The sequence below is a fragment of the Erwinia sp. INIA01 genome (assembly GCF_025947915.1).
Taxonomy (GTDB): domain Bacteria; phylum Pseudomonadota; class Gammaproteobacteria; order Enterobacterales; family Enterobacteriaceae; genus Erwinia; species Erwinia coffeiphila.
In genome coordinates this window covers 80,577-96,839 of sequence record NZ_JAPDNC010000009.1, presented here as the reverse complement: position 1 = coordinate 96,839, position 16,263 = coordinate 80,577, and the positions used below count along the sequence as shown (strand labels likewise).

The following is a 16,263-nucleotide window of genomic DNA, read 5'->3' as shown; positions in this document are numbered from 1 at the left end:
ATGAAGAAGTTACCTTTGGTGCTGGCACTGTCAGCCCTGTTGGCCGCTCCGGCGGTGATGGCAAACACGGTACAGGCCGTGGCCAGTTTTAGCGTACTGGCTGATATCGTACAAAACGTCGGCGGTGAGCATGTGGTGGTCAAAAGTCTGGTCGGGCCAAATGGCGATCCGCACAGCTTTGAACCGACACCAAAGGACAGTCAGTCACTGGCTCATGCCGATTTAGTGTTTGTCAGCGGCCTTGGGATGGAGGGGTGGATGGATCGCCTGATTACCTCTTCTGGTTATAAAGGGCAGACCATTGTGGCTTCCAGCGGAGTTAACACGCGAAAAATGGAAGAAGATGGCAAAACAATCACCGATCCTCATGCATGGAACAGCATGCAGAATGGCGTGATCTATGCCACTAATGTGATGAATGCCCTGATTGCCGCCGATCCAACTGATGCCGCCTACTTCCGCCAGCAGGGTAATGCTTATATTGAGCAGCTGAAAAAGCTGGATAGCTGGGCACAGCAGGAGTTCGCGCAGATCCCTCAATCGAAGCGCAAGGTATTAACCAGCCATGATGCGTTTGGCTATTTCGGCCAGCGATATGGCGTCAGCTTCCTGTCTCCTGTCGGTTTTTCGACGGAATCTGAAGCCAGTGCATCAGATGTAGCCAGCCTGATTAACCAGCTTAAGAAAGAGAAGATTAACGCGTGGTTTATTGAGAATCAGACCGATCCTCGCCTGGTAAAACAGATTGCCTCTGCCACCGGTGCAAAACAGGGTGGAGAACTTTATCCAGAAGCCTTAACGGAAAAGGGCGGGGAAGCAGATAGCTACGTGGCCGCGTTTAAACATAACGTTACTGCGATGGTTGCCAGTATGAAGTAAATCAACAAGGCGGATCGTCTGGCGATCCGCCTTATTTATCGATCAGAATGAACGGTGGTAGTTAACCAGCGGCAGTACCGGAACGGTGGCATTGGTTGCAATGTTAATGACACCAATCTGTAACCCTTCAAGTTTTTTGGTGGCGTTGACCAGGCCGAACTGGAAGGACGTACTTTCGGAATAGTTAAAAGCACCAATGTCTGCGTTGGTAGTACCCGAAGAGGCGTTCACTGCGCCAAAGTTGAAACCGTTGACGTTATGAGCCACGTTAACCACCCCGATGTTTCCTCCCTGCACATCGTTCGTCATGTTCACCAGACCAATATTGGCCCCCTGAACGTTATGCGACATGTTAATCGCACTGAAGTTGGCTCCCACGGTATCCTGCGACAGGTTATACAGTGGCGAAATGTTTAAACCGGTAATGTTGCCCGAAACGTTGACCAGGCCGAGGTTAAGCCCCTCAATGTTACCTTCGCTCCAGTTACCGACAGCGCCAATGTTGACGCCGGTGGCGTTGCCAGTGTGGTTGAGGAGGCTGACGTTAACCCCGGTGCTGTCACGCTGGGTCCAGTTAAACGGCGCAACGTTTATCCCCTGCAGGTTGCCCGTGGTGTAGTTTCCCAGTGCTCCAAAGTTAATACCGTTCATTTCGGCAGTTTGCGTTGCAACACCCAGATTAATACCGGTGAACCGTTCTGCTCCACTGTATAAACCCAGGTTGAAACCGGTCATATCACCAACTTTGTTGGCAAGGCCGATGTTCACGCCATTGTCAGTGCCGCCGTGCCAGTTAAACAAACCAATAGCAACACCGTTCATACCGTTTCGAATATGTGAACCGGCAACGGCACCGATCTGTAACCCGTTGAGCTGATCCAGCTCGCCGTATCCAAGGATCGGCAGGTCGAAACCATTAACGGTGCCGGTATTGCTGTACAGGAAGCTGCCGTGAAAACCATTCACTTCGTTATCATCTGGCAGGTTATTGAATGAGGAGAGTTGAATCGGTGTTGAAGCCATACTGGCCGCAGAAAACATAACGCATGACAAGGCTAATGCTAATGTTGAACGTTTCATTTTGATATCCCTATTAAATTATGATGCGTAACATTATTGAATGACAGGGGGTCATATAATGTAGTGCCACTACACTTCAGCAATCGCCAAATATCGGAGTAATCAAAGTGATACTGCGATGGTGGGATGATGATGCTTCGTATAAATTACTGATTTAACGATGATTTCTTTGACAAAAAATGCGCATAAACACACCGTCAACGGACGGTTATTAGCGAGGTGTTCAGGTTAAATAGATGGATTTTCGAGGAAAAAAAATTATTCAATGCCGGTGGGAGTAGGGATTGAAAATAAACAGACACAAAAAAGGCGAACCCTTTGATGATTCGCCTGGCACATTAAGTTCATTTTAACTTAGCGTTTTTTCTTTCTTCCCTGCACCGCTTTAAAGCGAGGGTTGCTTTTACAGATCACAAATACCCGGCCGTGGCGGCGTACGATTTTGCAATCTTTGTGACGCTTTTTGGCTGATGCCAGCGAGCTTAATACCTGCATGGGAAGCCCTTACTTTTTCATTACGTTGAGAATGCCACCAAAGCGCTGGCTGAAACGCGCGGCGCTACCTTCTTTAGCAAAGTCTTTCTGTTTGCCGGTGTAGTACACATGTGATGCGGAAGAGACATCCAGCGTTACGTAAGGCATAACTTTGCCATCATGTTCGATGGTGCGGTCGGTTTTAATTGTCGATCCCACCACAAAGTAAGCATCGGCCGTGGTGTCATGGAACACCACCTGACGGTAGGCAGGATGAATACCCTGTTTCATCGTTCACTCCATTTGTTATGTTATACTATAACAATAGTATGCGCCCACGTTTTTGAAATTGCAACCGCAAAAAAAAGAGGCCGCACAGGGCGGCCTCTTGGGGATTTCGACAACGGTCGATTATTTGTGATGTTCAACCGGATGGCTGTGTTCCAGTTCCTCTTTGTTCTTACTAAAGCGGCGGCGAACCACCACAAAGAACACAGGGACGAAGAAGATAGCCAGAACGGTTGCGGTAACCATGCCGCCCATTACGCCAGTACCTACGGCGTTCTGCGCGCCGGAACCGGCACCGGAACTGATCGCCAGTGGCAGTACGCCGAGGATAAATGCCAGAGAGGTCATCAGAATAGGACGTAAACGCATACGTACCGCTTCCAGAGTCGACTCGACCAGTCCTTTTCCTTCCTTCTCCATCAAGTCCTTAGCGAACTCAACGATCAGGATGGCGTTTTTCGCCGATAGCCCTATGGTGGTCAACAGTCCCACCACAAAGTAAACGTCGTTACTCAGCCCACGCAGTGTGGTGAAGAGCAGAGCCCCGACAACACCCAGTGGCACAACCAGCATCACCGAGAACGGAATCGACCAGCTCTCGTACAGTGCTGCCAGACAGAGGAAGACCACAATCAGCGAGATGGCGTACAGGGCAGGGGCCTGGTTTCCTGACAGACGTTCCTGATAGGACATGCCGGTCCACTCATAGCCGATACCCGTTGGCAGTTTAGCCGCCAGTTCTTCCATCAGGTTCATCGCATCACCCGAGCTTTTGCCCGGTGCCGGCTGGCCCAACAGCTCCATAGAAGGCAGGCCGTTGTAGCGTTCCAGACGCGGTGAGCCGTAGATCCACTGACCGGTGGTAAAGGTACTGAATGGCACCATTTCACCGCTGGTGGAACGAACATACCAGTTGCCGATATCGCTTGGGAGCATACGGTAAGGGGCTTCACCCATCACGTACACTTTCTTCACGCGGCCGCGGTCAATGAAGTCATTAACGTAGGAACCGCCCCAGGTTGCGGCCAGCGTGGTGTTGATATCAGAGAGTGATACCCCCATCGCGCGCGCTTTTTCCTGGTCGATAGTCAGTTTGTACTGCGGCGTGTCTTCCAGACCGTTAGGGCGCACACCGACCAGCGTATCCGGGTGCTGTGCAATCATGCCCAGCAGCTGGTTACGGGCTTCGGTCAGCTTCTCGTGGCCCAGGCCGGCTTTATCGGTCAGCTGGAAGTCGAAGCCGGTTGCCGTACCCAGTTCTACGATGGCTGGCAGGTTGAATGGGATAACCATGGCATCTTTAATCGATGACAGTGCACCCATCGCCCTGGCGGCAATCGCCGGAACTTTGTTTTCCGAGCTGGCTCGTTCATCCCAGTCTTTAAGACTGATAAAGGCGATACCGGTGTTTTGCCCACGCCCTGCAAAGCCAAAGCCGTTAACGGTAAACACGGAGTTCACGTTGGCTTTTTCTTTAGTCAGATAGTAGTCAGTCACCTGATCCAGCACTTTCTGGGTACGTTCCTGAGTCGCACCAGCCGGCAGCTGAGCCATGGTCAGTAATACGCCCTGGTCCTCTTCAGGAAGGAACGAAGTAGGCAGGCGAAGGAACAGGAAGGCCATGCCCACAACGATCAGCAGATAAATCACCAGATAACGACCGGTGCTGCGAACGATATGACCCACGCTATCGGTATAGTGCTGGGTGCTCTTATCGAACAGGCGGTTGAACCAGCCAAAGAAGCCGGTGGTTTTACCGTGATCGCCTTTGGCAATCGGCTTCAGCATGGTGGCGCACAGCGCCGGGGTCAGGATCAGGGCCACAATCACCGACAGCACCATCGCAGACACGATGGTAATCGAGAACTGACGATAAATAACCCCGGTTGACCCACCAAAGAAGGCCATCGGGATAAATACCGCAGACAGCACCAGGGCGATACCCACCAGGGCACCCTGTATCTGGTCCATCGATTTTCGCGTGGCTTCCTTCGGCGGCAGGCCGTCTTCAACCATCACGCGCTCAACGTTCTCCACCACGACGATGGCGTCATCTACCAACAGGCCTATCGCCAACACCATACCGAACATCGTCAGGGTGTTTATCGAATAGCCGAAGGCGCTGATAATCGCAAATGTACCCAGCAATACGACCGGTACCGCGATGGTTGGAATCAACGTAGCGCGGAAGTTTTGCAGGAACAGATACATTACCAGGAACACCAGCACGATCGCTTCGATTAACGTTTTAACCACTTCATTAATCGAGATTTTAACGAACGGTGTGGTGTCATACGGATAAACCACTTTCAGGCCGGACGGGAAGAACGGTTCCAGCTTGGACAGTTCAGCTTTCACGGCAGAAGCCGTGTCCAGTGCGTTTGCACCGGTCGCCAGCTTAATCCCCAGACCAGAAGCGGGTTTACCGTTAAAGCGGGCGATAATCTCGTAGTTTTCACCGCCCAGTTCGATCTGCGCAACATCCTTCAGACGAACCTGCGAACCATCGGTATTCACCTTCAGCAGAATATTGCCAAACTCTTCAGCCGAGGTCAGGCGCGTCTGTGCAATGATCGAGGCGTTAAGCTGCTGCCCCTTCACCGGCGGTGACCCACCCAGCTGTCCCGCTGCAACCTGGGAGTTCTGCGTATTGATTGCGCTGATCACATCCACGGGAGTTAGCTGGAAGTTATTCAGCTTATGCGGGTCCATCCAGACACGCATGGCGTACTGCGCACCGAACAGCTGCGTATCACCGACGCCAGAAACGCGACTGATCGGATCTTTTACGTTAGACCCGATGTAGTCAGCGATATCGTTTTGCGTCATGGTGCCGTCTTCGTTAATGAAGCCGGCAACCATCAGGAAGCTGCTGGAGGATTTCTGAACGCGAATACCCTGCTGCTGTACTTCCTGTGGCAACAGCGGCATGGCCAGCTGCAGTTTGTTCTGAACCTGAACCTGAGCAATATCGGCGTTGGTGCCGGACTCAAAGGTCAGCGTCAGCTGCAACGTACCCGTTGAGTCACTGCTTGAGCCCATATACATCAGGCCATCAATGCCGTTCATATTTTGTTCGATAACCTGCGTGACGGAGTCCTGCAAGGTTTTCGCATCAGCACCCGGGTAGGTGGCAGAGATCTCGATTGCCGGTGGTGCAACGTTAGGATATTGCTCAATCGGCAGTTTCAGGATCGACAGTGCGCCCGCCAGCATAATAATGATGGCGATAACCCAGGCGAAGATCGGGCGATCGATAAAAAACTTAGCCATGAATCAGTGGCTCCTGTTAAGACTTGCTTTGTTCAGACTGCGCCTGAGGCTGTGCTGCTGCTTTGGAGCTGTCTTCGCTAACTTCCTGTGGCGTTACGGCTGCACCCGGTCTGACGCGCTGCAGTCCGGTCACAATCACCTTGTCACCATCTTTCAGCCCACCGGTAACCAGCCATTTGTCGCCTATGGCCTGGTCGGCGGTCAGATTGCGTACTTCAACCTTGTTGTCTGCACCCACTACCATCGCCGTAGCCTGACCGGTTGGAGTACGGGTTACGCCCTGCTGTGGAACCAGCAGCGCATTTGGGTTGGTGCCTTCATCCAGACGAGCACGAACAAACATGCCCGGCAGCAGACTGTGATCCGGGTTAGGGAACACGGCGCGCAGCGTGATAGAACCGGTGGTTTCATCGACGGTGACATCGGAGAATTCCAATGTACCGCTCTGCGCATATTCGCTACCATTCTGCATTAACAGCTTAACTTCGGCCTTGCCGTTTGCCTGCTGCAGCGTACCGGCATTCAGTTCATTACGCAGACGAATAAAGTCTTCGCTTGACTGAGTGACATCGACATAAATCGGGTCCAGCTGTTGAACGGTAGCCAGGGCAGTTGTCTGGCCACTGGTCACCAGTGCACCTTCGGTAACGGAAGATTTACCAATACGGCCGCTGATAGGCGAAGTGACTTTGGTGTAAGCCAGATTAATACGCGCGCTTTCCACCGAGGCCTGGGCTGCCTGAACGGCTGCTGCGGTCTGGCTCTGCGTGGCAATAGCCTGGTCATAGTCCTGCTGACTGATGTACTTGGTACCCAGCAGAGGTTTGTAGCGTTTAACCGTCAGGCTGGCGATTTGCGCATTAGCCTGCGCTTGAGCAAGATCGCCCTTCGCACTTTCCCACGCGGCTTTATAGGTCGCCGGGTCAATTTGATAGAGGGATTCACCCGCCTTGATGTCGCTACCTTCAACAAAATTGCGTTTCAGAATAATGCCAGAAACCTGCGGGCGAACTTCTGCGATACGGAAAGATGAGGTACGACCTGGCAGGTCGGTGGTAATTTTTAGTGGGGCGCTTTTCAGCGTGACGATACCCACTTCAGGTGCCTGTTGTTGCCCAGCCTGTTGTTGCTCTTTGTTATCGCATCCTGTCAGAACCAGGGTGCCTGAAAGCATCAGAACGGCTGCCAGAGGCGTTAGCCCTCTGTTTTTGTTCATAAATAAACCTCGAATGTCCGGTATCGATTGTTCAATGGATCACAAACCCATAAACCCATTGCTGCGTTTAAATTATGGTCGTGCTATGGTACATACATTCGGAAATGTATGTAAATCTACCATTTTGTAAAAACCCCACTATGGCACGAAATACCAAACAGCAGGCGCAGGAAACGCGCAATCACATTATCAATGCAGCGATCGAACGCTTTTCAGAAGTCGGCGTTTCCAAAACGTCGCTGGCTGATATTGCCGCTGCCGCTGGCGTTACACGGGGGGCAATCTACTGGCATTTTAAAAATAAAACTGATTTGCTAAACGAAATCTGGGCTCAGTCCGACTCCGTTATGGCGGATCTGGAAATTGAGTATCAATCAAAATACCCTGCGGATCCACTGTCTGTTATGCGAGCAATGATTCTGTATGTCTTTGACGCGACAACCAGCGATCCGAGAAGACGGGCATTGATGGAAATTATTTATCACAAATGTGAATTTGTGGGTGAAATGGCTACACTGCAGCTGATGCAGCAAAATCTCTATCTGGAATGCTATGAGAAGATAGAGGATGTTTTAAAACAGTGCATACGGGCTAAGCAGTTACCGGATAATCTGGATACCCCACGGGCGGCGATTATCATCCGGGGCTACATCAGCGGAATTATCGAAAACTGGCTGTTTATGCCGGAAAGCTTTAACCTTGCCGACGATGCACCGCAGCTGGTCGATACGTTGGTTGAGATGCTGATCTATTGTCCAACATTGCGCCATTCCTCCCGCTAAGCTTTTTCGGCAAGCTTTCGCTCAAAGTCTCGCTGAACGATAGCCAACGCGGCCAGAACCGTTTCCGGTTCCAGCTGATTTTCCTCCAGTAGCATAATCAGATCAACGGCCAGCCTGACCTCTTCAGGGGCATTTTCCAGCGACATTATGACTCCTTATCGTCTGCTATGCGGGGATAACAACACTGTTCAGATGCGCAAAATTTTAATAACCACACCCATCACCAACGCACCTGCCAGAGCCATCAGTTCGGAGCGGACATCCATCAGTGCCAGCGTACCAAAACCAAAATAGCTGCTGATATAACCGCCGATCAGTGCGCCAATCGTGCTCAAAACCAGCGTTGCGGCTCGTCCACCGGGGCGGCCGGGGAAATAGCGCCTGATAAAAATACCGACCAGTAACCCAATGATAATCCAGGAAAGCAGCCCCATTTTACCTCTCCAGCCAGATTGTGCTGTTAGTATAGTTCGCCTTAGCGGCTAGCGATCGCGTTCGCGATTTTCAATACTGCGTTCAATGCGTTTTAGCGCCTGCATACATCGCTGCAGGCGGCCTTCCAGTGCGGCAAGCTCGCGCTGAAGCTGCTGCTGTTGCGCCAGCGTCTCCTGAATTGCCAGCAGGCTTTCACGATCGGCAATCATCGCACGTAAGCGGCGCTCGAAATCCTGATGCTGGGAGAGTTTCTCATACAGATTTTCTTTTTCTACCACCGGTTCGGCTTCGCGGCTGCGCAGCGTCTGGGTGGCCAGTTCGCGCTGTAATGCCCCCATCTGCAGCACCACGCGCTCGGCCATCCAGGCAACGCGCTCGGCGCGATTGTCCTGCACGCTTTGCTTTAACTGCGTCATCGTCTGCTGTATTTCCAGCAAATAATCCCCCAGTCGGGTGGAATGGCCGTGAAACAGCTGATGATCAAAACGCGCCTTTGCCGTGCGCTGATTGGCGTGTGGCTCCACGGCGCGAGCCAGCTGTGCCAGCTGAGTATCCAGCTGCTGCAGTAAACCTGCACTTTTCATGTTCTTCTCCGTGGCCACGATCGCGATATGATAACCTGTTTACGACATTTTTTTACGGGTGCACGATGCAACGTTATATTTTATTGATTCTTGGCTGGCTTGCGATGGTGCTGGCGACGCTTGGTGCCGTTTTGCCGCTGCTGCCGACAACGCCGTTCCTGTTACTGGCCGCCTGGTGTTTTGCCCGATCGTCGCCGCGCTTCCATCACTGGTTGCTTTATCGTTCCGTATTTGGCCGCTACCTGCGTCACTGGCAGCAGCATCGAGCCATGCCGCCCGGCGCAAAGAGCAGGGCGATAGTTTTTATCCTGCTGACCTTTGCTTTTTCATTATGGATGGTAAAAATTCTTTGGGTTCGTCTTATGTTACTGGCGATCCTCTGTTGTCTTCTGGTGTTTATGGCCCGGCTTCCGGTCGTTGAGGAAGAGCAAGAAAATCGCTGATTTTCTTAAACGCGGTTGCATTTGTCGGGCAGTTTGCATAAATTTGGTCGTTTTCGTGCGCGGCTTCCCTTTCTCGTTTGAATTTCACCCGACCGATCGCCGGCTGGGGGAGATGAAGCTGCGCGAGTCAGATTTGTATTTACCAGGCATAACATTATGACCGCGACTGCGCAGCAGCTAGATTTTCTTAAAAACAGTATCAAAAGCATCCAGGACTATCCAAAACCGGGCATCCTGTTTCGTGATGTCACCAGCCTGCTGGAAGACCCGAAAGCGTATGCGTTGAGCATTGAGCTGTTAGTTGAACGCTACCGTAACGCGGGTATCACCAAGGTTGTGGGTACGGAAGCGCGTGGTTTCCTGTTTGGTGCACCTGTGGCACTGGGACTGGGGGTGGGTTTTATTCCCGTGCGTAAGCCGGGCAAACTGCCGCGCCAGACTTTCTCCGAAAGCTATGAGCTGGAATACGGTACTGACCGTTTAGAACTGCACTGTGATGCCATCCAGCCGGGTGATGTTGTACTCGTCGTGGACGATCTGCTGGCGACCGGTGGCACCATTGAAGCGACCGTTAAGCTGATCCAGCGCGCGGGTGGCACGGTGAAGGATGCTGCCTTCATCATCAATCTGTTTGACCTGGCCGGCGAAGCACGCCTGAAGGCGCTGGGGCTGAACGTTTACAGCCTGGTGAACTTCCCGGGGCACTGATGCTGTTTCGGTGGGCAGCTGCGTTGCTGCTCACCGTCATCCCTTCTGTAATATTTCGCTATTCTTGATGGCGTTCCCGGCTAAATATTATCCTTTCTTACCCCGTCAATTTGCCGCTGAAGCGCCGGAAAAGGCAAGCCCGGCCGTTTGCGATTCAGGATCCGTCGTAACTGGAGCGGTAAGATCGCCCGTCTGCGATTTCGTCTCAGGTACTGTCGGTGCCGGGCGTTCCTGATCCTGGCTATCGTTATTTTGGGGCTTGATCACTTCAGGTTTGCCGGGTTTCACTTCCTCTTTTTTCTTAGCAAGCGGGGAAACAGGCGTTATCGCCGGGGGTTGATTGATCTGTAACACGGGTAAGTCAGCAAAGATGATCTGCCGCCGATCAACCGCAGCCAGGATTTCATCCGTACAATCCACCTGCTGTTCGCTACTGGCCAGCGCCAGCTGAGCCGGGAAAATAGCGCCGATGCTATGTTCTTTACGCCACTTTTCTGCTTCTTCGTAAATGATTTTTTTCAGAGCATCACTCACACCGCGTTCTTCCACACTAAACTGCCTGACCAGCGTTTCCTCGGCGTTACTGAAGACCCGCTGCTGCTCCTCTTCAGGCGCGTTCTGGTAGCTTCTGTGTAAATCTTCCATGCCCTGCTGGAAGCGCCTGTCGATAATACTGAGATGCTCGCGCCCGGCCTTTCCGGGAGCAGACTGAGCAATAATTCTTTCCACATCCAGCAGAGCGATTCGTTCTGGAATGCCCTGATTCTGATGAAAAATATAGCCCACGGCCACAATCAACAGGACGCTCAATACCGCGCAAAGTATTTTCATTCGGTGTTCTCACTTAATCTGTAAATGACCAGCGGCAGTGCTGGCAGGGGTCAACGGCAGACAACACTCAAACCCGGTGCAGGATGCTGTACCAGGCGAACGGTGGGATTGATGTTCAGGTGGGGCAGGTCATAGTCAATTTCCTTTTGACGTTATTGGCAGGACCAAATCCTAAGATATTACCCAATCCATTTTCGAGAAGCTGTCTCCCCAATATCTGGCGCTATATTGCATATTCTATACGGTTTTTTTTGGCTTTTAGTGTGTTGATAATTAGATTCAGCTTATTTTAAGTAAAAATAAAGGCCACCGGCGAAGGTGACCTTTGGTTTACTTTACAACAACGATGGTGAGGAGTTTGCTCAGAACTTTCCCACCAGGAGATAATACCATTCTGTTAAGTAATGAATCTGTCAGCGATAAATACGATCGGGTAATATTTTTGTAATTTTCTACAATTTAAATATCGCCGATCACCATGTTTTACCAATATTGAACTGGAACTGCTCCGATTTATCACCGTCATACTTTTTCAGCGGTAGCGCATAAGAGAAGACCAGCGGGCCAAGCGGCGACTGCCACTGGACGGCCAGACCGGATGAAACACGAACCTGCGAAGGATCGCCGTAGTCTTTAATCCCGGCGGCTTCCGTCTGCTCGGTGTTTTGCCACTGGGTATCCCACACCGTTCCGGCGTCAACGAACAGTGAAGTCCGCAGCGAGCTGGCATAGCGATCGCCGACAAACGGAGTGGGCAGGATCAACTCGGCGCTGACGATAGCCATTGCATCGCCGCCAACGGCATCGGTTGATTTCTCCACCGGGCATGCGCCGTAACTGCTTTCACTGCCGTTACAGCGGTAATACACCGCTTTAGGACCGATAGTATTCGACGAGAAGCCGCGGACGGTGCTGGAGCCACCTGCGTAGAAGTTATCATAGAAGGGCACGTCGCTGCCGCCCAGGCCGCCCGCGTAGCCCAGCTTGGTTCGGGTCAGCAGCACCCAGCTGTGGCTGTCGCTCAGCGGCAGATAGGCGCTGGCGTTCAGCGTGTTTTTAAAGTAGTTGTTGCTGGAGCCTGGCAGGGTGATTTTGCTGGTAAAGCTGGCGCTGACGCCGGAGGTCGGGAAGAAACCCCGGTCCAGCGAGTTATAGCTCCAGCCGATGCTGGCGAAAACATCGTTGGCGACAAAATCAGAGTTGCTGTCACCGTCCTTGGTGACCACCGCCGGATCGATCCCGCGTGAAGCCAGGTAGCGCCAGGTGGCCAGCTGCGGTTCCATATCGGTCAGGCTGTTATAAACATAGTCCAGCCCCAGGTTCATCATGCTGTGTTCGCTGACCGGCAGGCCAAGGTTGCTGCCGAAGCCGAAGCTTTTCAGATTATATTCCGCCAGCGAGTTATCTTCAGCGCTGTAATCGTTATAGAAAAACTTGCCGCCGAGACTGACGCCGTCCACGGTGAAATAAGGATCGGTGGCGGAGACTTCAACATAGGTCTGATAGTCGTTTTTGGTGCCGCTAAAGCTGACGCTGTTGCCGGTGCCCAGCCAGTTATCCTGCGTCACGCCAACCTGGAAGCTGATGCCGCTGTCGGTGCCATAGCCGATACCGAAGTTCAGGGTGCCGGTATTGCGCTCCTTCACTTTGTACACCACATCAACCTGGTCGCTGCTGCCGGGAATGCGCTGCGTTTCGGTTTCCACGCTTTCAAAATAGCCCAGCCGGTTAAGCCGCTCTTTACCCTGTTCCACCAGATCGCTGCCCAGCCAGGCGCCTTCCATCTGACGCATTTCCCGCCGCAGTACCGCATCGCGCGAGGTGTCATTACCGTTAAAGACAATATGACGGACGGTAAAGCGATTACCGGCATCGACGTTAATGTGCAGTTTGACGGTTTTCGTTGCGTCATCGATCTCCGGCTGAGTCTGCACCCGGGGCCACGCGTAGCCGTAGCGGCCCAGCAGTTTTTTGATATCATTCTCAATGCGTGTAACCTGGGCCGCGCTGTAGGTTTCGCCCGGCTTGATGCGCGCCAGCTCTTCGATCTGCGCGGAATACCCCGCAAGATTACCGCTGACTTCCGCCGACGACAGGGTATAGCGCTGGCCTTCGGTAAGGTTGACGGTAATGAATAAGCTCTTTTTATCCGGCGTCATGCTGATTTGCGTGGAGTCGACGGAAAAACGGGCGTAGCCGCGATCGAGGTAGAAGCTGCGCAGCGTTTCGATATCGCCCGCCAGTTTTTGCTTTTGATATTTCCGGTCGCCGACCAGATTCCACCAGGGCACTTCATCGCGCAGCTGGAAGTGGGAAAGCAGTTCATCAGTGCTGAAGGCGTGGTTACCGATCAGGTTAATCTGCTGAATTTTGGCGGAAACCCCTTCAGTAAAGACCAGCTTTAAATCGACGCGGTTGCGCGGTAGGGGCGTGACGACTGCCTTAACATTGGCGCTGTATTTACCCACGCTAAAGTAGAAATCCTCCAGCCCTTTTTCAATCGAGGTAATGGTAGTGCGATCCAGCGCTTCCCCCACGCGCACTCCGGATGCCTCCAGGTTTTGCGTCAGCATGTCATCTTTGATCGCTTTATTACCGGCGAAGGTGATGCTGGCGATGGTCGGCCGCTCTTTTACCTGCACGATTAACGTTGTGCCGTCGCGAAGTACCTGCACATCCTCAAAGTTGCCGCTGGCAAAAAGGGCGCGTACCGTCTCGCTGAGATCCTGCGCGGAAACCGTATCGCCGGTTCGTACCGGCATATTCAGCAAGACGGCACCGGGCGTAACGCGCTGCAGGCCACTAAAGGTAATATTATTTACCTTAAAGTCATCCGCACCATAGGCAGCCAGGCTACTTAATAAAAGCAATCCAGGAAAATTCTTTTTCATTGGGTTTCAGTCAGGAACCTGTATTGAAATAGGGGGAACACAATAAAATGAAATCGTGTCAGTAAGTGGCGGTTGCGTTTGCCATGCCGACTCTGTTGATAACTGACTGTATTTTATTTTTTTGATTCCCTTGCGTTTGGCTATTTTCAAAAAAATTACATCTTGCTGGGGCTTCTTTAACAGAAGGGGGTGTGGTGTTTTATTTTATTTTTTACAGGCTGGGAAAATAACTCTGTGAGTTTTTTATCATTAAAACGTAAATAAATTGCCTGATTCATTTTGAGTAAAAAAACATCTCTTTCCCGACAGTGACTGCGTAAGATTTTGTGAGCGTGCTCCGTATCGGGAACTATCCGACAGGAACCGCGACGGGCAGGAGAGGATTCTGTTATAGTATCTTCTTTTGATTCAGAACAATGATGAAGTCCGAATGAGCTATCAGGTACTGGCCCGTAAGTGGCGTCCACAAGCGTTTACTGAAGTCGTTGGTCAGGAGCATGTCCTGACCGCGCTGGCTAACGGTCTTTCGCTGGGCCGTATCCATCACGCTTATCTGTTTTCCGGCACCCGCGGCGTTGGGAAGACGACGATTGCCCGTTTGTTGGCCAAAGGGCTGAACTGCGAGACCGGCATCACCGCTACGCCCTGCGGCCAGTGCGATAACTGCCGTGAAATCGAACAGGGGCGCTTTGTTGATCTGATTGAGATCGATGCCGCATCGCGCACCAAAGTCGAAGACACCCGTGACCTGCTGGATAACGTGCAGTACGCACCGGCGCGCGGGCGCTTTAAAGTCTATCTGATCGACGAAGTTCATATGCTTTCGCGTCACAGCTTCAATGCGCTGTTGAAGACGCTGGAAGAGCCGCCTGAACACGTCAAATTCCTGTTAGCCACCACCGATCCGCAGAAGCTGCCAGTGACCATCCTGTCGCGCTGTCTGCAATTCCATCTGAAAGCCTTAGATCAGGATCAGATCCGCGGTCAGCTTGAGCATATACTGCAGGTTGAGCAGATTTCCGCTGAAACGCGTGCACTGCAGCTTCTGGCGCGTGCCGCCGACGGCAGTATGCGCGATGCCCTCAGCCTGACCGATCAGGCTATCGCCATGGGGCAGGGGGCGGTCACTACGGTGACGGTGAATGATATGCTCGGCACGCTGGACGACGAACAGCCGCTGGCGCTGATCGAAGCGCTGGTCAGTGCGGATGGTGCGCAGGTGATGGCGTTGCTTAACCAGGCGGCCTCGCGCGGCGTGGAGTGGGAAGCGCTGCTGGTTGAAATGCTGACCCTCCTGCACCGCATTGCTATGGTGCAGCTGCTGCCCTCGGCGCTCGGTGAGGATATGGCCACGATTGAACAGCGTCTGCGCGAGCTGGCACGAGTGCTGCCGCCAGCAGACGTACAACTTTATTACCAGACGCTGCTGGTGGGGCGCAAGGAGCTGCCGCTGGCGCCGGATCGCCGCATGGGCGTTGAAATGACGCTGCTGCGAGCGCTGGCCTTTCATCCTAAAGCGGTGATTGCTGAACCCGTTGCTCGCCCGGCTATTGTCGCCCAGGCCGTACCCCAGACTTCACCTCAGGCCCCGCTGGTGCCGCCATCTCAGCCGGCAGTCGCGCATACTATTCCAGATGCACCGCCGCCTCAGGGATTGCCTGACACCACCAGCCAGCTGCTGCAGGCGCGTACTCAACTGATGCGCCAGCAGGGAGCAACCAAACCAAAAAAGAGTGAGCCGGCGGCGCAGGGTGCGCGGCCGGCCAGCTCTGCACTGGAGCGTCTGGCAGCCGCAACCGAACGTGGGCAGAAGCGCCCGCGACAGGATGCTGCACCCGCCGCACCGGTAAAAGAGGAAGCGTACCGCTGGAAGGCGCAGACGCCGAAGGAAGAGGTGAAAGCGGAGCCGGTAGCCACGCCGAAAGCGTTGCGCAGTGCGCTGGAACATGAAAAAACGCCGGAGCTGATCGTCAAACTGACGGAGGAATCACTGGAGCGTGATGCCTGGGCGGCCGAAATAGCCACCCTGACCATGCCGCGGCTGGTGCAGCAGCTGGCGCTGAATGCGTGGAAAGAGGTGACGAACGGTGGCGTTTGTCTGCATCTGCGGTCCAGCCAGCGGCATCTGAATTCCCCGTCGGCGCAGAAGGCGCTGAATGATGCCCTCAACAACGCCGCTGGTCATCCCATTGAATTAACCGTGGTGGAAGATGATAATCCGGCGGTGCTGACGCCGCTGGAGTGGCGGCAAAAAATTTATGAAGAGAAGCTGGCGCAGGCGCGCCAGTCGATTATCGCGGATAATAATATTCAGACGCTGCGACGCTTTTTTGACGCAGACGTTGATGAAGAGAGTATCCGCCCTGTGTAACCCGCCGC

Annotated in this window: 15 protein-coding genes and 1 other annotated feature; of the genes, 5 read left to right on the top strand and 10 right to left on the bottom strand. The window is 53.0% G+C overall.

Going from position 1 to position 16,263, the window contains the following annotated elements; translation table 11 throughout:
* Nucleotides 1–879 carry a metal ABC transporter substrate-binding protein gene (locus OMR58_RS16635; RefSeq protein WP_200560010.1) on the top strand — a complete coding sequence of 293 codons (879 nt, stop codon included), beginning with the start codon at nucleotides 1–3 and terminating at the stop codon, nucleotides 877–879.
* A gap of 42 nt (nucleotides 880–921) precedes the next feature.
* Here the strand turns inward: OMR58_RS16635 and OMR58_RS16630 are convergent, their stop codons facing one another.
* The 5 genes from OMR58_RS16630 to OMR58_RS16610 form a co-directional block, all read right to left on the bottom strand.
* Nucleotides 922–1,902: an LA_2272 family surface repeat-containing protein gene (locus OMR58_RS16630; protein WP_234471765.1), complete on the bottom strand. Its 981-nt coding sequence runs from the start codon at nucleotides 1,900–1,902 to the stop codon at nucleotides 922–924.
* A gap of 411 nt (nucleotides 1,903–2,313) precedes the next feature.
* Nucleotides 2,314–2,454 carry a type B 50S ribosomal protein L36 gene (ykgO, locus tag OMR58_RS16625; protein WP_071997379.1) on the bottom strand — a complete coding sequence of 47 codons (141 nt, stop codon included), beginning with the start codon at nucleotides 2,452–2,454 and terminating at the stop codon, nucleotides 2,314–2,316.
* Between the two features lie 9 nt (nucleotides 2,455–2,463).
* Nucleotides 2,464–2,724, bottom strand: coding sequence for a type B 50S ribosomal protein L31 (locus OMR58_RS16620; RefSeq protein ID WP_105590823.1), 261 nt, complete (start codon nucleotides 2,722–2,724; stop codon nucleotides 2,464–2,466).
* A 120-nt stretch (nucleotides 2,725–2,844) separates the two neighbouring features.
* Nucleotides 2,845–5,994: a multidrug efflux RND transporter permease subunit AcrB gene (gene acrB / locus OMR58_RS16615; protein WP_264546452.1), complete on the bottom strand. Its 3,150-nt coding sequence runs from the start codon at nucleotides 5,992–5,994 to the stop codon at nucleotides 2,845–2,847.
* A 16-nt stretch (nucleotides 5,995–6,010) separates the two neighbouring features.
* Nucleotides 6,011–7,210 carry an efflux RND transporter periplasmic adaptor subunit gene (locus OMR58_RS16610; RefSeq protein ID WP_105590825.1) on the bottom strand — a complete coding sequence of 400 codons (1,200 nt, stop codon included), beginning with the start codon at nucleotides 7,208–7,210 and terminating at the stop codon, nucleotides 6,011–6,013.
* A gap of 140 nt (nucleotides 7,211–7,350) precedes the next feature.
* On the opposite strand from OMR58_RS16610, the gene acrR reads away from it, so the two are divergent.
* Nucleotides 7,351–7,992 carry a multidrug efflux transporter transcriptional repressor AcrR gene (gene acrR / locus OMR58_RS16605; RefSeq protein WP_200560007.1) on the top strand — a complete coding sequence of 214 codons (642 nt, stop codon included), beginning with the start codon at nucleotides 7,351–7,353 and terminating at the stop codon, nucleotides 7,990–7,992.
* Here acrR and rsmS read toward each other — a convergent pair.
* From rsmS to priC, 3 genes are read right to left on the bottom strand one after another with little or no spacing between them, the layout of a single operon-like run.
* Nucleotides 7,989–8,138: a pleiotropic regulatory protein RsmS gene (gene rsmS, locus OMR58_RS16600; protein ID WP_264546451.1), complete on the bottom strand. Its 150-nt coding sequence runs from the start codon at nucleotides 8,136–8,138 to the stop codon at nucleotides 7,989–7,991. The genes acrR and rsmS overlap by 4 nt on opposite strands.
* A gap of 42 nt (nucleotides 8,139–8,180) precedes the next feature.
* Nucleotides 8,181–8,426 carry a hypothetical protein gene (locus tag OMR58_RS16595; RefSeq protein WP_105590828.1) on the bottom strand — a complete coding sequence of 82 codons (246 nt, stop codon included), beginning with the start codon at nucleotides 8,424–8,426 and terminating at the stop codon, nucleotides 8,181–8,183.
* A 48-nt stretch (nucleotides 8,427–8,474) separates the two neighbouring features.
* A complete protein-coding gene (gene priC, locus OMR58_RS16590) occupies nucleotides 8,475–9,011 on the bottom strand; it encodes a primosomal replication protein (RefSeq protein WP_264546450.1) in 537 nt (178 codons plus the stop codon).
* A 65-nt stretch (nucleotides 9,012–9,076) separates the two neighbouring features.
* Between priC and OMR58_RS16585 the strand changes: the two genes are divergently transcribed.
* Nucleotides 9,077–9,454: a DUF454 family protein gene (locus OMR58_RS16585; RefSeq protein WP_264546449.1), complete on the top strand. Its 378-nt coding sequence runs from the start codon at nucleotides 9,077–9,079 to the stop codon at nucleotides 9,452–9,454.
* A 156-nt stretch (nucleotides 9,455–9,610) separates the two neighbouring features.
* Nucleotides 9,611–10,162 carry an adenine phosphoribosyltransferase gene (gene apt / locus OMR58_RS16580; RefSeq protein ID WP_105590831.1) on the top strand — a complete coding sequence of 184 codons (552 nt, stop codon included), beginning with the start codon at nucleotides 9,611–9,613 and terminating at the stop codon, nucleotides 10,160–10,162.
* Between the two features lie 105 nt (nucleotides 10,163–10,267).
* Here apt and OMR58_RS16575 read toward each other — a convergent pair whose 3' ends face one another.
* Nucleotides 10,268–10,807, bottom strand: a complete 540-nt coding sequence (locus OMR58_RS16575; protein ID WP_264546448.1) for a hypothetical protein — start codon at nucleotides 10,805–10,807, stop codon at nucleotides 10,268–10,270.
* Between the two features lie 659 nt (nucleotides 10,808–11,466).
* A complete protein-coding gene (gene bamA, locus OMR58_RS16570; RefSeq protein ID WP_264546447.1) occupies nucleotides 11,467–13,884 on the bottom strand; it encodes an outer membrane protein assembly factor BamA in 2,418 nt (805 codons plus the stop codon).
* A gap of 430 nt (nucleotides 13,885–14,314) precedes the next feature.
* On the opposite strand from bamA, the gene dnaX reads away from it, so the two are divergent.
* A complete protein-coding gene (dnaX, locus tag OMR58_RS16565) occupies nucleotides 14,315–16,255 on the top strand; it encodes a DNA polymerase III subunit gamma/tau (RefSeq protein WP_264546446.1) in 1,941 nt (646 codons plus the stop codon).
* Nucleotides 15,591–15,652, top strand: a sequence feature (DnaX frameshifting element). (Overlaps the previous gene by 62 nt.)
* Nucleotides 16,256–16,263 lie beyond the last annotated feature (8 nt).